Source organism: Piscinibacter defluvii (genome assembly GCF_004011805.1).
GTDB classification, from domain to species: Bacteria; Pseudomonadota; Gammaproteobacteria; order Burkholderiales; family Burkholderiaceae_C; genus Piscinibacter; species Piscinibacter defluvii.
The window spans coordinates 44598-65116 of sequence record NZ_RCHJ01000022.1; the positions used below are offsets into that span (position 1 = coordinate 44598).

The window sequence follows — 20519 nt, forward strand, 5'->3', positions numbered from 1 at the left end:
CACCATGCGAGAACGAGATCGACGCCGGATGACGCCGAATCGGTGCATCCAGGGCGCACCAATCAAGGCATGTCTCTTGCGATCGTGGTGCGTCCGGCACGCAAACGAGGCGAGGGGGAACACGATGGAGACACTGGCCCAGGGCGCCGACGCCCTGTTCGTCCTGCTGGGCGCGATCATGGTGCTGGCGATGCACGCCGGCTTCGCGTTCCTGGAGCTGGGCACGGTGCGCAAGAAGAACCAGGTCAATGCGCTGGTCAAGATCCTGGTCGATTTCGCGGTCTCGACCATCGCCTACTTCTTCGTCGGCTACCTGGTCGCCTACGGCACCGGCTTCCTGATCGGCGCCGAGACCCTGGCGCAGAAGAACGGCTACGAGCTGGTCAAGTTCTTCTTCCTGCTCACCTTCGCCGCGGCCATCCCGGCCATCGTCTCGGGCGGCATCGCCGAGCGGGCCCGCTTCGGCCCGCAGATGATCGCCACCGCGGTGATCGTCGGCCTGGTCTATCCGCTCTTCGAAGGCGTGGTCTGGGGCGGCCGCTTCGGGCTGCAGGCCATGCTCAAGGATCTGGCCGGCGCCGAGTTCCACGATTTCGCCGGCAGCGTGGTGGTGCACGCCGTGGGCGGCTGGATCGGCCTGGTCGCGGTGCTGCTGCTCGGGGCCCGCAGCAACCGCTACCGCAAGGACGGCGCGATGAGTGCCCACCCGCCCTCGAGCATTCCGTTCCTCGCGCTGGGCGCCTGGATCCTGGCGGTGGGCTGGTTCGGCTTCAACGTGATGAGCGCGCAGAGCGTGGCCAAGATCTCCGGCCTCGTCGCCGTGAACTCGCTGATGGCGATGGTCGGCGGCACGCTGGTGGCCGTTGTGATGGGCCGCAACGACCCGGGCTTCGCCTACAACGGCCCGCTCGCCGGCCTGGTGGCGGTGTGTGCCGGCTCCGACGTGATGCATCCGGCCGGCGCGCTGGTCGTGGGCGGCGTGGCCGGCGCGATCTTCGTGCTGCTGTTCACCTGGACGCAGAACAAGTGGAAGGTCGACGACGTGCTCGGCGTGTGGCCGCTGCACGGCCTGTGCGGCGCCTGGGGCGGTATCGCCTGCGGCGTGTTCGGCCAGCCGGCGCTCGGCGGGCTGGGCGGCGTGTCGTTCACGGCGCAGCTGCTGGGCACCTTGGCCGGTGTGGCTTGGGCGCTGGCGGGCGGCTTTGGCGTCTACGGTGCGATTCGCGCCTTCACGCCGCTGCGCCTGACTCCCGAGGAGGAGTACGAGGGCGCCGACCTCTCCATCCACAGGATCGGCGCCACCCCCGAACGCGAGGCGAGCTGGTAGCTCAGGCGGCGATCAGCTGCCTGAGCACGTAGGGCAGGATGCCGCCGTGCCGGTAGTACTCGATCTCGATCGGCGTGTCGATGCGCAGCTTCACCGCGAGCTCCTGGCGTGAGCCGTCGGCGCGGGTGATCGCCAGCGTCACGTCGCGCTGCGGCTGCAGCTCGCCGTCGACCACGATGTCGATCAGCTCGTCGCCCTTCAGGCCCAGGGTCTCCCACGAGTCCGTGCCCTTGAACTGCAGGGGCAGCACGCCCATGCCGACCAGGTTGCTGCGGTGGATGCGCTCGAAGCTGCGCGCGATCACCGCCTTGATGCCCAGCAGCTGCGTGCCCTTGGCGGCCCAGTCGCGGCTCGAGCCGGTGCCGTACTCCTCGCCGCCGAAGATCACCGTCGGCACGCCGGCCGCGACGTACTTCATCGCCGCGTCGTAGATGGCCATCTTCTCGCCGCCGGGCTGGTGGATCGTCAGCCCGCCTTCCTCGCGCGTGCCGTCCTCGCGCGCGGGGATCATCAGGTTCTTGATGCGCACGTTGGCGAAGGTGCCGCGCATCATCACCTCGTGGTTGCCGCGCCGCGAGCCGTAGCTGTTGAAGTCGGCCTTGGCCACGCCGTTGTCGAGCAGCCAGCGCCCGGCCGGCGAGCTCTCCTTGATGGAGCCGGCCGGCGAGATGTGGTCGGTGGTGATCGAGTCGCCGAAGAGGGCCATGATGCGCGCGCCCCGCACGCCCGGCGCGCTGGCCTGCGGCTGCGGCGTGAAGGCGTCGAAGAACGGCGGCCTGGCGATGTAGGTCGAGGCCGGCCAGTCGTACACCTGGCCCGCGGCGCCGCGGATGCCGTTCCACAGCCGGCCGGGCTCGGACTTCACCTTGTCGTAGTTGGCCTTGAACGCGGAGGCGTTCATCGCGTGCCGCATCAGCGCATGCACCTCGTCGCTGGTCGGCCAGATGTCGCCCAGGTACACCGGCTTGCCGCCCTTGCCCCAGCCCACCGGCTCGCTCATCAGGTCACGGTTCATCGTGCCGGCGATCGCGTAGGCCACCACCAGCGGCGGGCTGGCCAGGAAGTTGGCCTTCAGGTTCGGGTGGATGCGTGCCTCGAAGTTGCGGTTGCCCGAGAGCACCGCGGCGCACACCAGGTCGTTCGTCGTGATCGCCTCGTTGATCTCCGGTGCCAGGTCGCCGGCGTTGCCGATGCAGGTGGTGCAGCCGTAGGCGGCGACGTTGAAGCCGAGCTTCTCGAGGTCGCCGAGCAGGCCGGCCTTCTCGAGGTACTCGGTGACGATGCGCGAACCCGGCGCGAGCGAGGTCTTGATGTGCGGCTTGACCTTCAGCCCCGCCTGCACGGCCTTCTTGGCCAGCAGGCCGGCGGCCAGCAGCACGCCCGGGTTGCTGGTGTTGGTGCAGGAGGTGATGGCGGCGATCAGCACGTCGCCGTGGTGCAGCTCGAGGCCGCTGCCCGTCGGGTAGGCCCGGTCGAGCACCGCGGCGTCCTGGTTGAAGCCGTTCGCGGCGGCCGGGGCGGCGAACAGCTCGGCGAAGCGGCCCTTGACGCTGCCGATCTCGATGCGGTCCTGCGGCCGCTTCGGCCCGGCCAGGCTGGGCGCCACCGTGCCGAGGTCCAGCGAGATCACCTGGCTGTAGTCGATCTCGCCGGGCATCGCCACGCCGAACAGGCCCTGGGCGCGGAAGTAGGCCTCGAAGGCCTCGATCTCGGCCTTGCGCCGGCCGGTGCCCCGGAAGTAGTCGATGGTGCGCTCGTCGACCGGGAAGAAGCCCATGGTCGCGCCGTACTCGGGTGCCATGTTGGCGATGGTGGCTCGGTCCGGCACCGCGAGGCTCCGCGTGCCCGCGCCGAAGAACTCGACGAACTTGCCCACCACCTTGTGCCGGCGCAGGATCTCGGTGACGGTCAGCACCAGGTCGGTGGCGGTGACGCCCTCGCGCAGCCGGCCGGTCAGCTCGAAGCCGACCACGTCGGGCGTCAGGAAGTAGACCGGCTGGCCGAGCATGCCGGCCTCGGCCTCGATGCCGCCCACGCCCCAGCCGACCACGCCGATGCCGTTGATCATGGTCGTGTGGCTGTCCGTGCCCACCAGCGTGTCGGGGTAGCAGACGCCGTCGGCGCGCCGGTGCACGCCGCGCGCCAGGTACTCGAGGTTGACCTGGTGCACGATGCCGAAGCCCGGCGGCACCACGCCGAAGGTGTCGAAGGCCTGCATGCCCCACTTCATGAACTGGTAGCGCTCGCGGTTGCGCTCGAACTCCAGCTTCATGTTCAGGTCGAGCGCGCGCTTGTTGCCGAAGTGGTCGATCATCACCGAGTGGTCGACCACCAGGTCCACCGGCACCAGCGGCTCGATGGTCTTGGGGTTGCGGCCCAGGTCGGCGGCCACGTTGCGCATCGCCGCCAGGTCGGCCAGCAGCGGCACGCCGGTGAAGTCCTGCAGCACCACGCGCGCCACCACGAACGGGATCTCGTCGACGCGTTCGGCATTCGGCGCCCAGTTCGCCAGCTGCGCCACATGCTCGGGCGTCACCTTCTGGCCGTCGCAGTTGCGCAGCACCGACTCGAGCACCAGGCGGATCGAGACCGGCAGGCGCCGCACGGAGGGGTGGGTCTTGGCCAGCTCGGGCAGGGAGTAGAACCTGGCCTCCTTGCCGGAGGCGGTGCGGAAGGTCTTCAGCGTCTTCGCGAATGCGTGTGCGGCCATGGCGGGTCCCTCTCGGCGTCGGTTGCAGCAATGCTGCTGCCGATCATGCCAGCAGGGTGTCGATGTCGCGCAAGACCCGGCGAAGTTCGTGGCAGAGCGTCTCCAGCGCGGCGCCGGCCTGCGGCCCGTCGAGCTGCTGTTCGAGCGCCAGGGCCGCTGCCCGCAGGGCCCGGGCGCCGATGGTGCCGGCCAGGCCCTTCAGGTCGTGCGTGCGGCGGCGCAGGTGCGCCAGCCGCCCGTCGGCCAGCGCGGCGCGCGCGTCGGCCTCGAAATCGTGCTTCTTGGCGCGGAACCCGTCCAGCACGCGCCGGTACAGCGCGCGCCGGCCGGCGCAGTAGAGCAGGCCCTGGGCGGTGTCGATCGCGCCCACGGCCGGCGGCCAGGGGTCGAGCAGTTCGCCGGGCATGCTCTGCAGCGGCTGCGGTGCGGGCGTGTCACGGCGCACCCGGATCCACTGCGCCATCGTCGCCAGCATCTGCGGCACGTCCAGCGGCTTGGTGATGTGCGCGTTCATGCCGGCGGCGAGCGAGCGCTCGCGGTCCTCGGCCAGCGCACTGGCCGTCATCGCGATCACCGGCAGGTCGCGCAGCGCCGGATCGGCACGGATCGCGCGGGTCGCGGTGTAGCCGTCCATCACCGGCATCTGGCAGTCCATCAGCACGCCGTCGAACGGGCCGGCGTCGAGCAGCTTGTCGAGCGCGTCGGCACCGTGGACCGCCACCACCACCTGCATGCCGGCGCGGCGCAGCAGCTCGCAGGCGAGCTCCTGGTTCAGCGGGTGGTCCTCGACGAGCAGGATGCGCGCCCCGGCCAGCGCGGCGGCATGGTCGCTGCCGGGCGCGGCGGACGGTGACTCGGGCGGCAGGTGCGGCCGGCGGCCGGTGCGCGCCGTCTGCAGCGCGTCGTGCAGCGTCGAGGGGGTCACGGGCTTCTGCAGCACCGCGGCCAGCGGCAGGTCACCGGCGGCCCGCAGCGCCTCCTCGCGGCCGAAGGCCGTCACCAGCAGGATCGGCGGCGGCGGGCGGTCGGGCCCGGCCGTGGCGAGCATGCGGCGGGCGCATTCGACGCCGTCCAGGCCCGGCATCTGCCAGTCCAGCAGGATCCAGTCGTAGGCCGGGTGCTGCGCCACCAGCGCCAGGGCCTGCCTGCCGTCGGCGGCCCGGTCCACCTGCAGGCGGAACTGCTCGAGCATCGTGCCCAGCACCTCGCGCGCGCTGGCGTTGTCGTCCGCCAGCAGGGCGCGCCCGGCGGGCAGCGGCGCCGGCGGGGGCACCTCGGGCTCGCCGTCGACGCGACCGAAGCGGGCGCTGAAGTGGAAGCTCGAGCCCACGCCGGGCCGGCTGTCCACCCACAGCCGGCCACCCATGCGCTCCACCAGCTGGCGGCTGATCACCAGGCCCAGCCCGGTGCCGCCGTAGCGCCGGGTGGTCGAGCTGTCGGCCTGAACGAAGGGCTGGAACAGCCGCTCCAGCTGGTCCTGGCTCAGGCCGACGCCGCTGTCGCGCACCCACCCGTGCAGCTCGATGCTGCGCTCGTCCTGCGAGCGCAGGCCCAGGCCCATCACCACCTCGCCGCGCTCGGTGAACTTGATCGCGTTGCTGCCCAGGTTGGTGAGCACCTGGCGCAAGCGGGTCGGGTCGCCGCGCAGCCGCGCGGGCAGGTCCGGCGCGGCCGCCAGCAGCAGCTCCAGGCCCTTCTCGTCGGCGCGCAGCGCGAGCAGGTCGGCGGTGTCGCGCAGCACCGCCTCGGGCGCGAACTCGATCTCCTCCAGCTGCAGCTTGCCGGACTCGATCTTCGAGACGTCCAGGATGTCGTTCAGGATCTGCAGCAGGCTGCGCGCCGCGCCGTGCGCCTTCTCGATGTAGCTGCGCTGGCGCGGCGGCAGGCCGTCGTCGAGCGCCAGGTGCGTCATCCCGATGATGGCGTTCATCGGCGTGCGCAGCTCGTGCGACATGTTGGCCAGGAAGCTCGACTTGGTCTGGCTGGCGGCTTCGGCCGCGGCGCGTGCCTCCTGCATGGCCTGCTCGGCCTGCTTGCGCGCGGTGATGTCCTGGATCACGGCGCAGAACTCGGGCCGCTCGCCCCAGTTCAGCGCGATCACGGCGGTGTCGGTGTCCACCGGCGTGCCGTCGGCCCGCAGGAAGCGCCATTCGCAGGTCTGCACCCGGTCGCCGCTGCGGGTGTGCTGCTTCATCAGCTCGACGGCGCGCTGCCGGCTCGGCTGGCCGTCGGCCTGCAGCTCGGGCGACAGCGGCGGAAACCAGGGGATGCGACCGATCAGCGCCTCGCGCGAATCGACCCCGAACAGCTGCAGCGTGGCCGGGTTGCAGTGCGTCACGCCGTCGGGCCGGAAGAACAGGTAGCCGGTCGCCGCGTGCTGGAAGACCGCCTCGAATCGCGCCTCGGTCCGCTGGCGCGCCTGGCCCACGGCATCGGCCTCGCGGCGCGCCGCCAGTGCCGTCTGCGCCAGCTGCAGGCGCCGCCAGCCGAGCCAGATCAGGAGCATGCCGAACAGCCACAGCAGGCCGAAGCCGGCCGCGATGCCCGAGCGCAGCGCGCGCTCCTCGTTCATCGGGGCGAGCACCCAGGCGGTCAGCGGGGTACCCGGCAGCGCGGCCGAGTGCACCAGGTGGCGCGTGGCGCCGAGCCAGGTGAACCGTGCCGAGCTGGCGCCCAGCGGCATCGACGCCAGCGACCAGGGCTGCGCGGGCGGCACCTGCTGGTACAGGTCCTGCCAGTCGACCGGCTCGCCCGGGCCGCCGTCGGCCAGGCGCCGCATCAGCAGTTCGCGCCGGTTGCCCAGCACGGTGACATGGTGGGGGTCGGTCAGCAGCACCACCGGCCCGTCGGGGTCGCCGAGCAGGCGGTTCAGCACCTCCGCGTCCTGCTTGACGAAGATCACCCCGGCCGCGCGCCCATCGATCTCGATGCGGCGCGCCACGTACAGCCCGGGCATGCCGCTGACGCGCCCGAACAGGAACTGCATCGCGGTGCCGTCGCGCATCGCCTCGGAGAAATAGGCGCGCCCGGCCAGGTTCAGCGGCGGGGCACCCGGCAGGCGCGGGATGCTGTTGGCCAGCGCGTCGCCGGAGGCCGACAGCAGGCCCACGATGGGCAGGCCGAAATCCTGCGCGGCGCGGCGCAGCTCGGCCTCCACGCGCCGGTGCACCGGGTCGTCGGGCGGCGGCACGGGCTCGCGCGACAGCAGGTCGCGCAGGGCCGGGCTGTGTGCCAGGTGCGCCGGCAGCGCGGCCAGCTGGCCCAGCGCGATGGCGAGCGTGTCGCGCGTGGCGCGCAGGCGCGCCTGCGCACCCTGCCAGGTCTGTTCGCGGTAGGTCCGCAGGGCGGTCTGGCTGACCCAGGCGGCCAGCAGCAGCACCATCAGCGTCCACAGCGCCACCGCCAGCCAGGCCGTCCGGCCGCGCGTCGCCTGGGGCGTGTCGGCGCGGTCGGTGCGCTGCAACAGCCGCTCTCCTAGGCCCTGCGTTCGGGCAGCGAGCGCACCGACAGCACGCCGCCGATCGCCCCCAGTTCGGCCAGCAGCGGCGCGCCGACCGGGCTGTCGACGTCGACCAGCGTGTAGGCCATCTCGCCGCGCGACTTGTTGACCATGTTGTGGATGTTCAGGCCGTGGCGCGCCATGGTGCTGGAGATCTGGCCGAGCATGTTGGGCACGTTGGCGTTGGCGATGGCCACGCGCTGGGCCGACTCGCGCGCCATCGACACGGCCGGGAAGTTGACGGCATTGACGATGTTGCCGTGCTCGAGGAAATCGCGCAGCTGATCGGCCACCATCAGCGCGCAGTTCTCCTCGGCCTCGCGGGTGGAGGCGCCGAGGTGGGGCAGCGCGATCACCTTCGGGTGGCCGTGGATGACCGGACTCGGGAAGTCGCACACGTAGCGGCCGAGCGCGCCGGCGGACAGCGACGCCACGGCCGCGGCATCGTCCACCACGCCTTCGCGCGAGAAGTTCAGCAGCACGGCGCCCGGGCGCATCAGGCGCAGGTTGTCGGCATTGACCAGGTGGCGCGTGGCCGCCACCAGCGGCACGTGCAGCGTCACGAAGGACGAGCCGCGCAGCACCTCGGCCACGCTGTGTGCCTTGCGCACCTGCGAGGGCAGGCTCCAGGCGGCGTCGACGGTGATCTCCGGGTCGTGGCCGAGCACGTCCATGCCGAGCTTGATCGCCGCGTCCGCCACCAGGCAGCCGATCTTGCCCAGGCCGATCACGCCCAGCGTCTGGCCGGCCAGCTCGCCGCCGGCGAAGGCCTTCTTGCCGTCCTCGACGCGCTTGTCCAGGTCCGCGGCCGAGGCGTCCAGGCCGCGTACGAAGTCGAGCGCCGCCGGCAGGTGGCGCGCGGCCATCAGCAGGCCGGCCAGCACCAGCTCCTTGACCGCGTTGGCATTGGCGCCGGGCGTATTGAACACCGGCACGCCGCGTGCGCTGAGCGCCGGCACGGGGATGTTGTTGGTGCCCGCGCCGGCCCGGCCCACCGCCAGCACGCTGCGCGGGATCTCGACCGCATGCAGGTCGGCCGAGCGCAGCAGGATGGCGTCGGGTTCGGCGATGTCCTTGCCGCAGGTGTAGCGGTCGGCGGGCAGGCGCGCCAGCCCGGCGGCCGAGACCTGGTTCAGCACCAGGACCCGGAACCGCTCATCCATGCTGGGCCTCGAATTCCTTCATGTAGCTCACCAGCGCCTGCACGCCCTCGACCGGCATCGCGTTGTAGATCGAGGCACGCATGCCGCCGACCGAGCGGTGGCCCTTGAGCTGCAGCATGCCGCGCGCCTGCGCGCCCTTCAGGAAGGCCTCGTCGAGCGACTCGTCCTTGAGCTTGAACGGCACGTTCATCAGCGAGCGGCAGTCCGGCGCCACCGGGCTGCGGTAGAAGCTGCTGGCGGCCAGGTAGTCGTACAGCACCCGGGCCTTGCGCTCGTTGTGCTCGGCCATCGCGGCCAGGCCACCGCGCTGCTTGATCCAGCGGAACACCAGCCCGGCGATGTAGATCGCGTAGGTGGGCGGGGTGTTGAGCATCGAGTCGGCCTCGGCCTGCTCCTGGTAGTTGAAGGCCGAGGGCGTGATCGGCAGCGCGCGGCCGAGCAGGTCGTCGCGCACGATCACGATCGTCAGGCCGGCGGGCCCCAGGTTCTTCTGCGCACCGGCGTAGATCAGGCCGAACTTCGACACGTCCACCGGGCGCGACATGATGTCGCTGGACATGTCGGCCACCAGCGGCACGGCGCCGGTGTCGGGCACGAAGTGGTACTGCACGCCGCCGATGGTCTCGTTCGAGCAGATGTGCACGTAGGCGGCCTCGGGGTCGAGCTTCCAGCTCTCGCGCTTCGGGATCGTCGTGTAGCCGCTGTCCTTGGCGCTCGCGACCACGTTGACCTTGCAGTACTTGCCGGCCTCCTTGATGGTCTTCTTCGACCACTCGCCGGTGTCGACGACGTCGATGCCCTTCTTCGTGCCCAGCAGGTTCATCGGCACGATGGCGTTCTCGCCGATCGCGCCGCCCTGCAGGAACAGCACCTTGTAGTTCGACGGGATGCCCATCAGCTCGCGCGCCAGCGCCTCCGCCTCGGCATGGATGCCGATGAACTCCTTGCCGCGGTGGCTCATCTCCATCACCGACATGCCCGAGCCGTGCCAGTCGAGCATCTCGTCGGCGGCCTGGCGCAGCACGGGCTCCGGCAGGGCGGCCGGGCCGGCACTGAAGTTGAAGACGCGGGTCATGAGGGGGTCTCCGGCATCGGGTGCAGTCAAGGGGGCTTGAGCATAACCAAAGCCGGCGCTGGCGCCGCCCGCGCAACGGTGCGAGGATCGCGCCTGCCCAACCACCCCACCGACGAGGAGATCCCCCATGAGCAAGACCGGCATCGACCAGGACGCCCTGATCGAGATGTTCGCCACCGCCAGCGCCAAGGGCACCGAGCAGGTCCGCAAGGCCGTTGGCGACGCCACGCTCGCCGCGCTGCAGGGCCGCGAGCTGAGCCTGAAGAACATCCGAGCGGTTCTCAAGACGGTGGCGCAGGCCGCCTCGACCGGCGCGGCGCAGAACGCGGTGGCCGGCGTCGACCCGGAGGACCTGCTCGACAAGGCCGTCGCCGGCATGGACGACGCGCTGGTCAAGGCGGTCGAGGCCAACCGGGTGGCCCTGCAGCAGTTCGTCAACCAGGGGGCGGACCTGCGCGAGAAGCACCTGAAGAAGGCGCTGGCCGACCTGGAGGCGATGGAGGACACCTTCATCGGCGCGCTCCGCAAGGCCACCGAGGCGGCCGGCGCGCAGGCCAACGCCCAGTGGGCGCCGGTGCTCGAGAAGCTGCAGGCCGGCGGCACCTTGTCGGGCCAGAAGGCCGCCACCACGGCCGAGCAGTTCGTCAACCAGATGCAGACGGCGATGCGCGACAGCCGCGCTGCCGGCATGAAGGCCGCGCAGACCCTGGCGGAAAGCTACGCCGCGCTGGTCAGCGGCGTGCTGATCGGCATGAGCGACGCCATGGCCCAGGCCGGCTCGGGCGCTGCGGCGGCGAAGAAGTCGCGCGCGAAGTAGGCTCGGTTATCGTGCCGGGATGGCCGATCCGGACTTCAGCTTCTTCTGGCACGACTACGAGACCTTCGGCCGCGTCCCGCGGCGGGACCGGCCGGCCCAGTTCGCCGGCGTGCGCACCGACGCCGAGCTGAACGAGATCGACGCGCCGGTGATGCACTTCTGCGCGCCGGCGGACGACTACCTGCCCGAGCCCGAGGCCTGCCTGCTGACCGGCCTCACGCCGCAGCAGTGCCTGGCCCAGGGCCTGCCCGAGCACGCCTTCGCCGCCGCCGTGGAGGCGCAACTGGCGCGGCCCGGCACCGTGGGCGTGGGCTACAACTCGATCCGCTTCGACGACGAGGTGACGCGCTTCCTGTTCTGGCGCAACCTGATCGACCCGTACGCGCGCGAGTGGCGCCAGGGCTGCGGCCGCTGGGACCTGCTGGACGTGGTTCGCTGCATGCGCGCGCTGCGCCCCGAGGGCATCGAGTGGCCGAACCACCCGGACGGCAGGCCCTCGCTGAAGCTGGAGGACCTGAGCCGCGCCAACGGCCTGGCGCACGAGGCGGCGCACGACGCGCTGTCGGACGTGCGCGCCACCATCGCGCTGGCGCGTCTGGTGAAGACGCGCCAGCCGCGCCTGTGGGCGTTCTGCCTCAAGCTGCGCCGCAAGGAGGCAGTGCTCGACGAGATCGGCAGCGGCCGGCCGTTCCTGCACGTCTCGGGCATGTACCCGCCCGAGCGCGGCTGCCTGGCGGTGGTGTGGCCGCTGGCGCCGCACCCGACCAACCGCAACGAGATCATCGTCTGGGACCTGGCGGCCGATCCGGCGCAGCTCGACGGCTTGGATGCCGGCCAGCTGCGCGAGCGCATCTTCACCCGCGCCGACGAGTTGCCCGAGGGCGTGCAGCGCCTGCCCGTGAAGACCATCCACGTCAACAAGTCGCCGATCGTGGTCGGCCAGCTCGGCACGCTGTCGGCGCCGGTGGCCGAGCGCTGGGGTCTGGATCTCGGCGCGGTGCAGCGCCATGCGCTGCAGGCGGCACGGCATGCCGAGGCGGTGGCCGGGCTGTGGCCGGCGGTGTTCGAACGGGCCGCGCCCGCCACGCCGCCGGACGTCGACGAAGACCTGTACGGCGGCTTCGTCGGCAACACCGACCGCACCCGGCTGGAGCGCCTGCGTGCGCTGCCGCCCGAGCAGCTGGCCGGCGCGCGCACCGGCTTCGACGACGCGCGCCTCGCGGAGCTGCTGTTCCGCTACCGGGCGCGCAACTTCCCCGACTCGCTGGACGAGGCCGACCGGGCGCGCTGGGAGGAACACCGCGCCGCGCGGCTGCACCAGGGCGCCGGCGGCGCGCTGACGCTGCAGGCCTTCTTCGACCGGCTCGACGCGCTGAACGAATCTGCCGACGAACGCGGCCAGGGGATCCTCGAAGCGCTGTACGACCACGCCGAGCAGATCGCGCCCGAGGCGCCGTGAGGCACGGGGCCGCGCGTCAGGGCGCGGACTGCAGCGCGCCGCTGAGGGCCGCCGGGCCGGCCAGGCGGCGCAGGGTCATCGGCCGGGGGGTGTCGGCGGTGTAGGCCGGGTCGACCGGCTCCTTCAGGGCCAGGCGTTCGGCCGGCAGCCCCTGCGGCCAGAAGTCCGGCGCGTCGAGGCGGCCGGCATTCGGCAGGGCCGTGTGCGGCAGCAGCACCTGCGCGCTGCGCTCGACGCGGTGGCTCGCAAAGCCGCCCGTGACGAGTTCCGTGTCGCTGCGGCCGGCAAACAGGTTGGCCGAGAGCGTCACGGCATGCGCGCCCGCGCGCACGGTCAGGAAGTGCGCGCCGGGATGGTCGACGACGAGGGTGTTGTGGACCATCGTCAGCAGGTGGTCGCCGTCGCCCTTCAGGCCTTCGGCACCGAAGGCGATCGCACGCGGGTTGTCGGCCTTCGGTCCCTTGTGCAGCAGGTTGCCGCGCAGCAGCACGCGCCCGCCGTCGGGAAAGTCGGCCAGGTAGCTGGACCGGCCGTCGGGGCCGTCCATCAGGTAGCTGTGCTCGACGATGCTCTCGCGCGCCCGGCTCTTCAGCTGGTGCCCGATGCGCGCCTCGCGGAACACGCTGGCGCGCACCACGAGGCGATCCACATCGTTGACGTACAGGTTGTGCGAGTAGCCGTCGCCGTGCCCGTTGCGCGCGAACTCGGAGTACTCGATGGTCAGCGTCGCACCCGGGCGGCCGCCCAGGATGCCGTTCTCGTTGTCGTAGAAGCCGCAGTGGCGGATCGTCAGCGCACCCGCCTGCTCGGTGCGGATGCCGGCGCCGTTGCGATCCGGCACCTTCGTGTCGTGGAAGTCGACACCGTCGACCACCACGTCGTTGCCGGCGATGACCCAGATCGCCTTGCCCTGCGCGCTGCGGCCGTCGGCGAACAGCCGGGCGCGGCCGCCGCGGCCGCAGATCGTCAGCCGGTTCGCGGCCCAGCGCGCGACGTCGCCGCGGTAGTCGCCGGCGGCGATGCGGACCACGTCGCCGTCGCGCGCCACGGCGGCCGCGGCGCTCGGAACCGCGTAGGCCTGGCCCGGGCCGACCTCGAGCACGCGGCCCGTGGCCGCGTCGCAGGAGGCGCCGGGCGCCGGCTGGGCCAGTGCGCCGCCGGCCGCCAGGGCCAGCAGCGCGAGCGCCCGCTTCAGACCGTCACCGCCTTGGCGGTCTCCGCGTATTCCTCGATCTGGTCGAAGTTCATGTAGCGGTAGACCTTGGCGGCATCCTTGTTGATGACGCCCATGTCGGCGTGGTACTCCTCGACCGTCGGGATGCGCCCGAGCTTGGAGGCGATCGCCGCCAGCTCCGCCGAGGCCAGGTACACGTTGGTGTTCTTGCCCAGGCGGTTGGGGAAGTTGCGCGTGCTGGTGGAGACGACCGTCGCGCCCTCGCGCACCTGGGCCTGGTTGCCCATGCACAGGCTGCAGCCGGGCATCTCGGTGCGCGCACCGGCGGTGCCGAACACGCCGTAGTGGCCTTCCTTGGTCAGCTCGCTGGCGTCCATCTTGGTCGGCGGGGCGACCCACAGCTTGACCGGGATGTCGCGCTTGCCCTCGAGCAGCTTCGACGCCGCACGGAAGTGGCCGATGTTGGTCATGCACGAGCCGATGAACACCTCGTCGATCTTGGCGCCGGCGACGTCGGACAGCAGCTTGGCGTCGTCCGGGTCGTTCGGGCAGCACAGCACCGGCTCCTTCAGCGCGTTCAGGTCGATCTCGATCACCGCGGCGTACTCGGCGTCGGCATCCGCGCGCAGCAGCTGCGGGTTGGCCAGCCAGGCCTCCATCGCCTTGATGCGGCGCTCGAGCGTGCGCTTGTCCTGGTAGCCGTCGGCGATCATGTTCTTCATGAGCACGATGTTCGAGGTCATGTACTCGATGATCGGCTCCTTGTTCAGGTGCACCGTGCAGCCCGAGGCGCTGCGCTCGGCCGACGCGTCGGAGAGCTCGAAGGCCTGCTCCACCTTCAGGTCCGGCAGGCCTTCGATCTCGAGGATGCGGCCGCTGAAGATGTTCTTCTTGCCCTGCTTGGCCACCGTCAGCAGGCCCTGCTGGATGGCGTAGTAAGGGATCGCGTGCACCAGGTCGCGCAGCGTGATGCCGGGCTGCATCTGGCCCTTGAAGCGCACCAGCACCGACTCGGGCATGTCCAGCGGCATCACGCCGGTGGCCGCGCCGAAGGCGACCAGGCCCGAGCCGGCCGGGAACGAGATGCCGATCGGGAAGCGGGTGTGCGAGTCGCCGCCGGTGCCCACGGTGTCGGGCAGCAGCAGGCGGTTCAGCCAGCTGTGGATCACGCCGTCGCCCGGGCGCAGCGCGACGCCGCCGCGGTTGCTGATGAAGGCGGGCAGCTCGCGGTGCGTCTTCACGTCCACCGGCTTCGGGTAGGCGGCGGTGTGGCAGAAGCTCTGCATCACGAGGTCGGCGCTGAAGCCCAGGCAGGCCAGGTCCTTCAGCTCGTCGCGCGTCATCGGGCCGGTGGTGTCCTGGCTGCCGACGGTGGTCATCTTCGGCTCGCAGTAGGTGCCCGGGCGGATGCCCTGCTGTTGCCCATTCACCTCGGGCAGGCCGCAGGCGCGGCCGACCATCTTCTGCGCCAGCGTGAAGCCCTTGCCGCTGTCCTTGGGGGCCTTGGGCAGGCGGAAGGTGGTGGAGGCGCCCAGGCCCAGGAACTCGCGCGCCTTGGCGGTGAGCGAGCGGCCGATGATCAGGTTGATGCGGCCGCCGGCGCGCACCTCGTCGAGGATCACGTCGCTCTTGAGCGCGAACTCGGCCACCGTGGCACCGTTCTTCACGAGCTTGCCGTCGTAGGGCAGCACGTCGATCACGTCGCCCATCTCGAGCTTCGAGACGTCGACCTCGATCGGCAACGCGCCGGAGTCTTCCTGCGTGTTGAAGAAGATCGGGGCGATCTTGCCGCCGAGCGTGACGCCGCCGAAGCGCTTGTTCGGCACGAAGGGGATGTCCTCGCCGGTGGCCCAGATCACGCTGTTGGTGGCGCTCTTGCGGCTCGAGCCGGTGCCGACCACGTCGCCGACGTAGGCCACGAGGTGGCCCTTGGCCTTCAGGTCGTCGATGAACTTCATCGGGCCGCGCTTGCCGTCCTCCTCGGGCACGAAGGCCGCGCCGGGGCGGGTGTTCTTCAGCATCGCGAGGTAGTGCAGCGGGATGTCCGGGCGGCTCCAGGCGTCCGGCGCGGGCGACAGGTCGTCGGTGTTGGTCTCGCCGGGCACCTTGAACACCGTGACGGTGATCTTCTTCGCCACTTCGGGGCGCGAGGTGAACCATTCCGCGTCGGCCCAGCTCTGGATCACGGCCTTGGCGTGCGCGTTGCCGGCCTTGGCCTTCTCCGCCACGTCGTGGAAGAAGTCGAACATCAGCAGCGTCTTCTTCAGCGCGGCGGCGGCCACCGGGGCGACCTCGGCGTCGTCGAGCAGGTCGATCAGCGGCTTGACGTTGTAGCCGCCGACCATGGTGCCGAGCAGTTCGGTCGCCTTGGCCTTGGAGATGAGCTTGACGGCGAGGTCGCCGTGCGCGACGGCGGCCAGGAACGAGGCCTTGACCTTGGCGGCGTCGTCCACGCCCGGCGGCACGCGGTGCGTCAGCAGGTCCAGCAGGAAGGCCTCCTCGCCGGCCGGCGGCGCCTTGATCAGCTCGATCAGCTCGCCCGTCTGCGCCGCAGAGAGCGGCAGCGGCGGGATGCCGAGCGCGGCACGTTCGGCGGCATGTTGGCGATAGGCTTGCAGCATGGAGGACTCCGGTGGCAGGACAGGACGGCTTCGGGGGTCGAAGGGGTCGGCCGGCAGTGTAGTGGCGGACCGGCGAAATCTACGGGAAACCCCCAGACTTATATCTTATATAAGACTTAGGCGCCAGCATCCCGCCCCCGCCTGACGCCAGCCTGTCGCGAGCACCGGGCACGCAAGAAAAAGGCCCGCACGCGGCGGGCCTTCGGTCGGGAGCGGGGCGCCTTACTTGGCCGCCGTCTCCTGCGCCTTCAGCGCGGCGGCCACTTCGCGCTGGTTGGCGTTGACGCAGCCGTCGAGCACGCGCTGGCCGGTCTTGCTGTCGAACAGCATGGACTTGTTGGCGATCTGGATCACCAGGAAGCGCTCCTTCAGGTCCTCGAGGCGGATCGCGCCGGTGCTCGAGGCCACGGGCTTCATCAGCCAGGTCTGCTTGCCGGACTTCACCTCGGCGTAACCGGGGTACTTGGGCATGGTCGCGACGGTGGCCGTCTGGCCCATCTCGCACTCGTAGGTGCCGTAGTAGACCCGTTCCGCAGCGGCCAGCTGCTCGGCCGAGGCGGCCGGCGGCTCGGCTTCCTTGGCGGGCGCGGCCTTGGCGGCCTTGGCCGGCGCCGGCTTGGCAGCCTTCTGCGGCACCGCGGTCTGGGCAACGGCCAGCGTGCCGACGAGGCTCAGCGCGGCAGCGATCACGAGGGTGGTCTTGTTCAGCATGTCGTGGCGGGCGCAGGCCCTGTGGTGGTCGACGGAAGCGCGAGCATGAGGCCGACCGGGACCCGACTGCAACCAATTGCTGCCGCCAACGCCGGCGCTTACAAGTACATACGTCGAGGGCGGCGCCGATGTGGCACCTGCCACACTCCGCGACGCCGGCTCAAGCGGCGGCGTGGAACCAGGCCTCGCGCACCTCGGCCGGCAGCGGCTGGCCGGTGCGCCAGGCGCGCTCGAGCAACTGCCAGTAGTAGCGGTAGCTGGCGCGGTCGTGCAGGGTGTCGCGGTGGCGGATCGGCGCCCAGTCGGCGGCCTGCGCCGCGCGCACGATCTCGATGGCCAGGTCCACCTCCGCGGCCGTCGGCGCGAAGGCCTCGACGATGGCGCGGATCTGGTCGGGGTGGATGCTCCACATGCGCGTGTAGCCGAACTCGCGCGCCGCGCGCCCCGCCGCGGCCGCCAGCGCGTGCAGGTCCTTGAACTCGGTGACCACGCAGTGCGAGGGTGTCTTGCCGTGGGCATGGCAGGCCGCGGCGATCTCCAGCTTGGCGCGCACCACCAGCGGGTGCGTGAACTGGCCGGCCGCGCCCATCGCACTGGCCGGTATCGCGCCGCGGTGCGCCGAGACGAAATCCATCAACCCGAAGGAGACCGACTCGATGCGCGGGTGCGCGGCGATCGCATCCACCTCGCGCAACGCGCCATGCGTCTCCACCAGGGTGTGCAGCGGCAGCGCGCGCTCGATGCCGTGCACGCGCCGCACGTGGTCGATCGCCTCGGCGGCCGCCTGCACGTCGGCCACGCCGCGCGGCTTGGGCAGCATCAGGTACGCGAGGCGTTCACCGGCGCGGCCGACCAGCGTCTCGACGTCGGCCAGGAAGCTCGGGTGACCGACCGGATGGACCCGCGCGCCGACCCGGCCGAAGCGGTTCTCGGCCGACATCACGAGCTCGGCGCACAGGCGCGCGTGGTCGGCCTCGCGGCCGACCGGGGCACCGTCCTCGCAGTCGAGCGTGACGTCGAACACCGGGCCCAGCTCGGCCTGCAGCGCGAGGCTCTTGCGCATGCGCGCCTCGACGCCGCAGTAGTGGTCGCAGACAGGCAGGGGGGGCGAGCGTTCGCCCTCGTCGAAGAGGGCGTCGCGCGGGTGGACCGTGCCTGTCGCCATGCCTCGGTCAGAGCAGGTGCTTGACGCCGTCCTGCTCGCCCTGCAGCTCGGCCAGGGTCTTGTTGATGCATTCCTGCGAGAACGCATCGATCGGAAGGCCCTCGACGATCTTGTACTCGCCGCCGGCGCAGGTGACCGGGAAGCCGAACATCACGTCCTTCGGGATGCCGTACTCGCCGTTGCTCGGCACGCCCATCGTGACCCAGCCGCCGTTGGTGCCCAGCGCCCAGTCGCGCATGTGGTCGATCGCCGCATTGGCGGCGGAGGCGGCAGACGACAGCCCGCGCGCCTCGATGATGGCGGCGCCGCGCTTGCCGACGGTGGGCAGGAAGACGTCCTTGTTCCAGACGTGATCGTTGATCATGTCCTTCACGCTCGCGCCGTCGATGGTGGCGAAGCGGTAGTCGGCGTACATCGTCGGGCTGTGGTTGCCCCACACGGCCAGCTGCTTGATCGAGGACACCGGCTTGCCGGTCTTGGCGGCGATCTGGCTCAGCGCGCGGTTGTGGTCCAGGCGCAGCATCGCGGTGAAGTTCTTGCGCGGCAGGTCGGGCGCGCTCTTCATCGCGATGTAGGCGTTGGTGTTGGCCGGGTTGCCGACCACCAGCACGCGCACGTCGCGGCTGGCGTGGTCGTTCAGCGCCTTGCCCTGCGCGGTGAAGATCTTGCCGTTGATCGACAGCAGCTCGGCGCGCTCCATGCCGGCCTTGCGCGGCATCGAGCCGACCAGCAGCGCGTAGTCGGTGCCCTTGAAGGCGGTGTTCGGGTCGCTGTGCGCCTCCATGCCGGCCAGCAGCGGGAAGGCGCAGTCCTCGAGTTCCATCATCACGCCCTTGAGCGCCTTCTGCGGGCCGTCGACCGGCACTTCGAGCAGCTGCAGGATGACCGGCTGGTCCTTGCCCAGCATCTCGCCGGAGGCGATGCGGAACAGCAGCGCGTAGCCGATCTGGCCGGCGGCGCCGGTGACGGCGACACGAACGGGTTTCTTGCTCATGGAGGTCTCCGGAAGGGCGGGAAGAGGAGGGGAAGAGGTGCTCTGGAATCGCGCCCGCCAGTGTAGGCGCAAGCCGGTCCCGGAGCGAGGGCTTTCCCCAGGTCTTATGTCTTCTATAAGATATGAGTCAGTTTCCCGTGGACGATGCCGGTTCCGGCACCGCGCCGCCCGCTCCGCATGGCCACCACCGCCGCACCGCCCACCCCCGCCTTCAGCCCGCTGTACCAGCAGATCAAGGCGCTGATGCTGCGCGAACTGCAGGCCGGCGTGTGGCGCCCGGGCGAGACCATCCCGAGCGAGACCGAGCTGGCCGGCCGCTTCAAGGTCAGCCAGGGCACGGTGCGCAAGGCGATCGACGAGCTGGCGGCCGAGAACCACCTGGTGCGCCGCCAGGGCAAGGGCACCTTCGTCGCGACGCACGGCGAGCAGCAGACCCAGTTCCGCTTCCTGCGCCTGCAGCCCGACGACGGCGTCAGCGAAGGCACGACGCGCCGCTTCATCGACTGCCGCCGCCTGCGTGCGCCGGCCGACGTCGCGCGCGCGCTCGGGCTGCGCTCGGGCGATGCGGCGATCCAGGTCAAGCGCGTGCTGTCGCTGCGCGATGCGCCGGTGGTGTTCGACGAGATCTGGCTGCCGGCCGTGCTGTTCAAGGGGCTCACCGCCGAGCGGCTGTCGGACTACCGCGGACCGATGTACCAGCTGTTCGAGTCGGAGTTCGGCGTGCGCATGGTGCGTGCCGAGGAGAAGATCCGCGCCGTCGCGGCGCAGGGCGAATCGGCCGAGCTGCTGGCGGTGCCCGAGGGCACGCCGCTGCTGTCGGTGGAGCGCCTGTCGCTGACCTACGGCGACAAGCCGGTCGAGCTGCGCCGCGGTCTCTACCACACGGCCACCCACCACTACCGCAACGAACTGAGCTGAACGCAAGCGCCATGCAAGCCTGCTGCACTGCAATAGAATCGTTCGGTTTCGCGCCGATTACATCCACCACACCACAAGGTTGGGCATGGCAGACACCCTGAAGCCGCGGCCGCAGTACCGCAACATCCACGTCTCCCAGATCGTCGCGTACCGCCTGCCGCCGGCGGGCATCGTGTCGATCCTGCACCGGGTCAGCGGCGTGCTGATGTTCCTGCTGCTGCCCTTCGTGGTCTGGCTGTTCGACGTCAGCGTCAGCTCGGAGGTCTCGTACGAGCGCTTCCGCGCAGCCTTCGTGGTGGGCGTCGGCTTCCTGCCGGGCTGGTTCCTCAAGCTCGTCGTGCTGGGCCTGATCTGGGCCTACCTGCACCACCTGATCGCCGGGCTGCGCCACCTGTGGATGGACGCGACCCACGCGGTCACCAAGGAGTTCGGGCAGCAGTCGGCGATCGGCACGCTCGTGCTGTCGGTGCTGATCACGCTGGTGCTGGCCTACAGGCTGTTCTTCTGAACGAGGCGGATTCGATGGCACAGACTTTCGGTTCCAAGCGCACCGTCGTCGGCGCGCACTACGGCCTGCGCGACTGGCTCGCGCAGCGAGTCACCGCGGCGCTGATGGCGCTGTTCACGCTCGCGCTGATCGTGCAGGTGCTGCTGCCCGGTGAACTGGGCTACGACAAGTGGGCCGGCATCTTCAGCCGGCAGTGGATGAAGGTGCTGACCTTCGTCGTGATCGTCTCGCTGGCCTACCACGCGTGGGTGGGCATGCGCGACGTGTGGATGGACTACGTCAAGCCGGTCGGCATCAAGCTGCTGCTGCAGGTGTTCACGATCGTCTGGCTGGTCGGTTGCCTGGGTTGGGCCGTCCAGGTCCTGTGGAGTCTCTGAA

The 20519-nt window shown here is 70.8% G+C and carries 15 protein-coding genes; 6 read left to right on the plus strand and 9 right to left on the minus strand.

The genetic code is table 11. The features are described 5' to 3' along the window. Positions 1 to 124: 124 nt before the first annotated feature. Positions 125 to 1327, plus strand: a complete 1203-nt coding sequence (locus tag D9C15_RS26720; RefSeq protein WP_128001880.1) for an ammonium transporter — start codon at positions 125 to 127, stop codon at positions 1325 to 1327. A gap of 1 nt (position 1328) precedes the next feature. Here the strand turns inward: D9C15_RS26720 and acnA are convergent, their stop codons facing one another. The 4 genes from acnA to serC are packed head-to-tail and all read right to left on the minus strand — an operon-like array spanning position 1329 to position 9774. Further along, complete coding sequence (acnA, locus tag D9C15_RS26725) at positions 1329 to 4037, minus strand: aconitate hydratase AcnA (RefSeq protein ID WP_128001882.1); 2709 nt, start codon at positions 4035 to 4037, stop codon at positions 1329 to 1331. Positions 4038 to 4080: 43 nt separating this feature from the next. Next, positions 4081 to 7500: a response regulator gene (locus tag D9C15_RS26730; RefSeq protein ID WP_128001884.1), complete on the minus strand. Its 3420-nt coding sequence runs from the start codon at positions 7498 to 7500 to the stop codon at positions 4081 to 4083. Between the two features lie 11 nt (positions 7501 to 7511). Next, on the minus strand, positions 7512 to 8699 hold the full coding sequence (locus D9C15_RS26735; protein ID WP_128001885.1) for a phosphoglycerate dehydrogenase: 1188 nt from the start codon (positions 8697 to 8699) through the stop codon (positions 7512 to 7514). Continuing rightward, positions 8692 to 9774, minus strand: a complete 1083-nt coding sequence (gene serC, locus D9C15_RS26740) for a 3-phosphoserine/phosphohydroxythreonine transaminase (RefSeq protein WP_128001886.1) — start codon at positions 9772 to 9774, stop codon at positions 8692 to 8694. The genes D9C15_RS26735 and serC overlap by 8 nt, the downstream gene beginning before the upstream one ends. A gap of 127 nt (positions 9775 to 9901) precedes the next feature. Between serC and D9C15_RS26745 the strand changes: the two genes are divergently transcribed. After that, on the plus strand, positions 9902 to 10591 hold the full coding sequence (locus tag D9C15_RS26745; RefSeq protein WP_128001887.1) for a DUF6781 family protein: 690 nt from the start codon (positions 9902 to 9904) through the stop codon (positions 10589 to 10591). A gap of 19 nt (positions 10592 to 10610) precedes the next feature. Then, positions 10611 to 12050, plus strand: coding sequence for an exodeoxyribonuclease I (gene sbcB, locus D9C15_RS26750; protein WP_128001888.1), 1440 nt, complete (start codon positions 10611 to 10613; stop codon positions 12048 to 12050). 16 nt (positions 12051 to 12066) lie between these two features. Here the strand turns inward: sbcB and D9C15_RS26755 are convergent, their stop codons facing one another. The 5 genes from D9C15_RS26755 to D9C15_RS26775 all read right to left on the minus strand — a co-directional run bounded on the left by D9C15_RS26755 (position 12067) and on the right by D9C15_RS26775 (position 18715). Then, positions 12067 to 13152, minus strand: a complete 1086-nt coding sequence (locus D9C15_RS26755; protein ID WP_164886868.1) for a right-handed parallel beta-helix repeat-containing protein — start codon at positions 13150 to 13152, stop codon at positions 12067 to 12069. Positions 13153 to 13241: 89 nt separating this feature from the next. Further along, the gene (acnB, locus tag D9C15_RS26760) at positions 13242 to 15845 is read right to left on the minus strand and encodes a bifunctional aconitate hydratase 2/2-methylisocitrate dehydratase (protein WP_128001890.1); all 2604 of its coding nucleotides are present in this window, start codon (positions 15843 to 15845) and stop codon (positions 13242 to 13244) included. 222 nt (positions 15846 to 16067) lie between these two features. Next, positions 16068 to 16556: a hypothetical protein gene (locus D9C15_RS26765; RefSeq protein ID WP_128001891.1), complete on the minus strand. Its 489-nt coding sequence runs from the start codon at positions 16554 to 16556 to the stop codon at positions 16068 to 16070. Positions 16557 to 16716: 160 nt separating this feature from the next. Beyond that, entirely contained in the window at positions 16717 to 17721 is a 1005-nt protein-coding gene (locus D9C15_RS26770) for an HpcH/HpaI aldolase/citrate lyase family protein (RefSeq protein WP_128001892.1), read from the minus strand. 7 nt (positions 17722 to 17728) lie between these two features. Beyond that, entirely contained in the window at positions 17729 to 18715 is a 987-nt protein-coding gene (locus D9C15_RS26775) for a malate dehydrogenase (protein WP_128001894.1), read from the minus strand. 177 nt (positions 18716 to 18892) lie between these two features. Between D9C15_RS26775 and D9C15_RS26780 the strand changes: the two genes are divergently transcribed. The 3 genes from D9C15_RS26780 to sdhD all read left to right on the plus strand — a co-directional run bounded on the left by D9C15_RS26780 (position 18893) and on the right by sdhD (position 20518). Next, positions 18893 to 19633 (plus strand): GntR family transcriptional regulator, encoded by a 741-nt coding sequence (locus D9C15_RS26780; protein WP_240668608.1) that lies wholly within the window; start codon positions 18893 to 18895, stop codon positions 19631 to 19633. Between the two features lie 85 nt (positions 19634 to 19718). After that, the gene (gene sdhC / locus D9C15_RS26785; protein ID WP_128001897.1) at positions 19719 to 20141 is read left to right on the plus strand and encodes a succinate dehydrogenase, cytochrome b556 subunit; all 423 of its coding nucleotides are present in this window, start codon (positions 19719 to 19721) and stop codon (positions 20139 to 20141) included. A 14-nt stretch (positions 20142 to 20155) separates the two neighbouring features. Beyond that, entirely contained in the window at positions 20156 to 20518 is a 363-nt protein-coding gene (gene sdhD / locus D9C15_RS26790) for a succinate dehydrogenase, hydrophobic membrane anchor protein (RefSeq protein ID WP_128001899.1), read from the plus strand. Position 20519 lies beyond the last annotated feature (1 nt).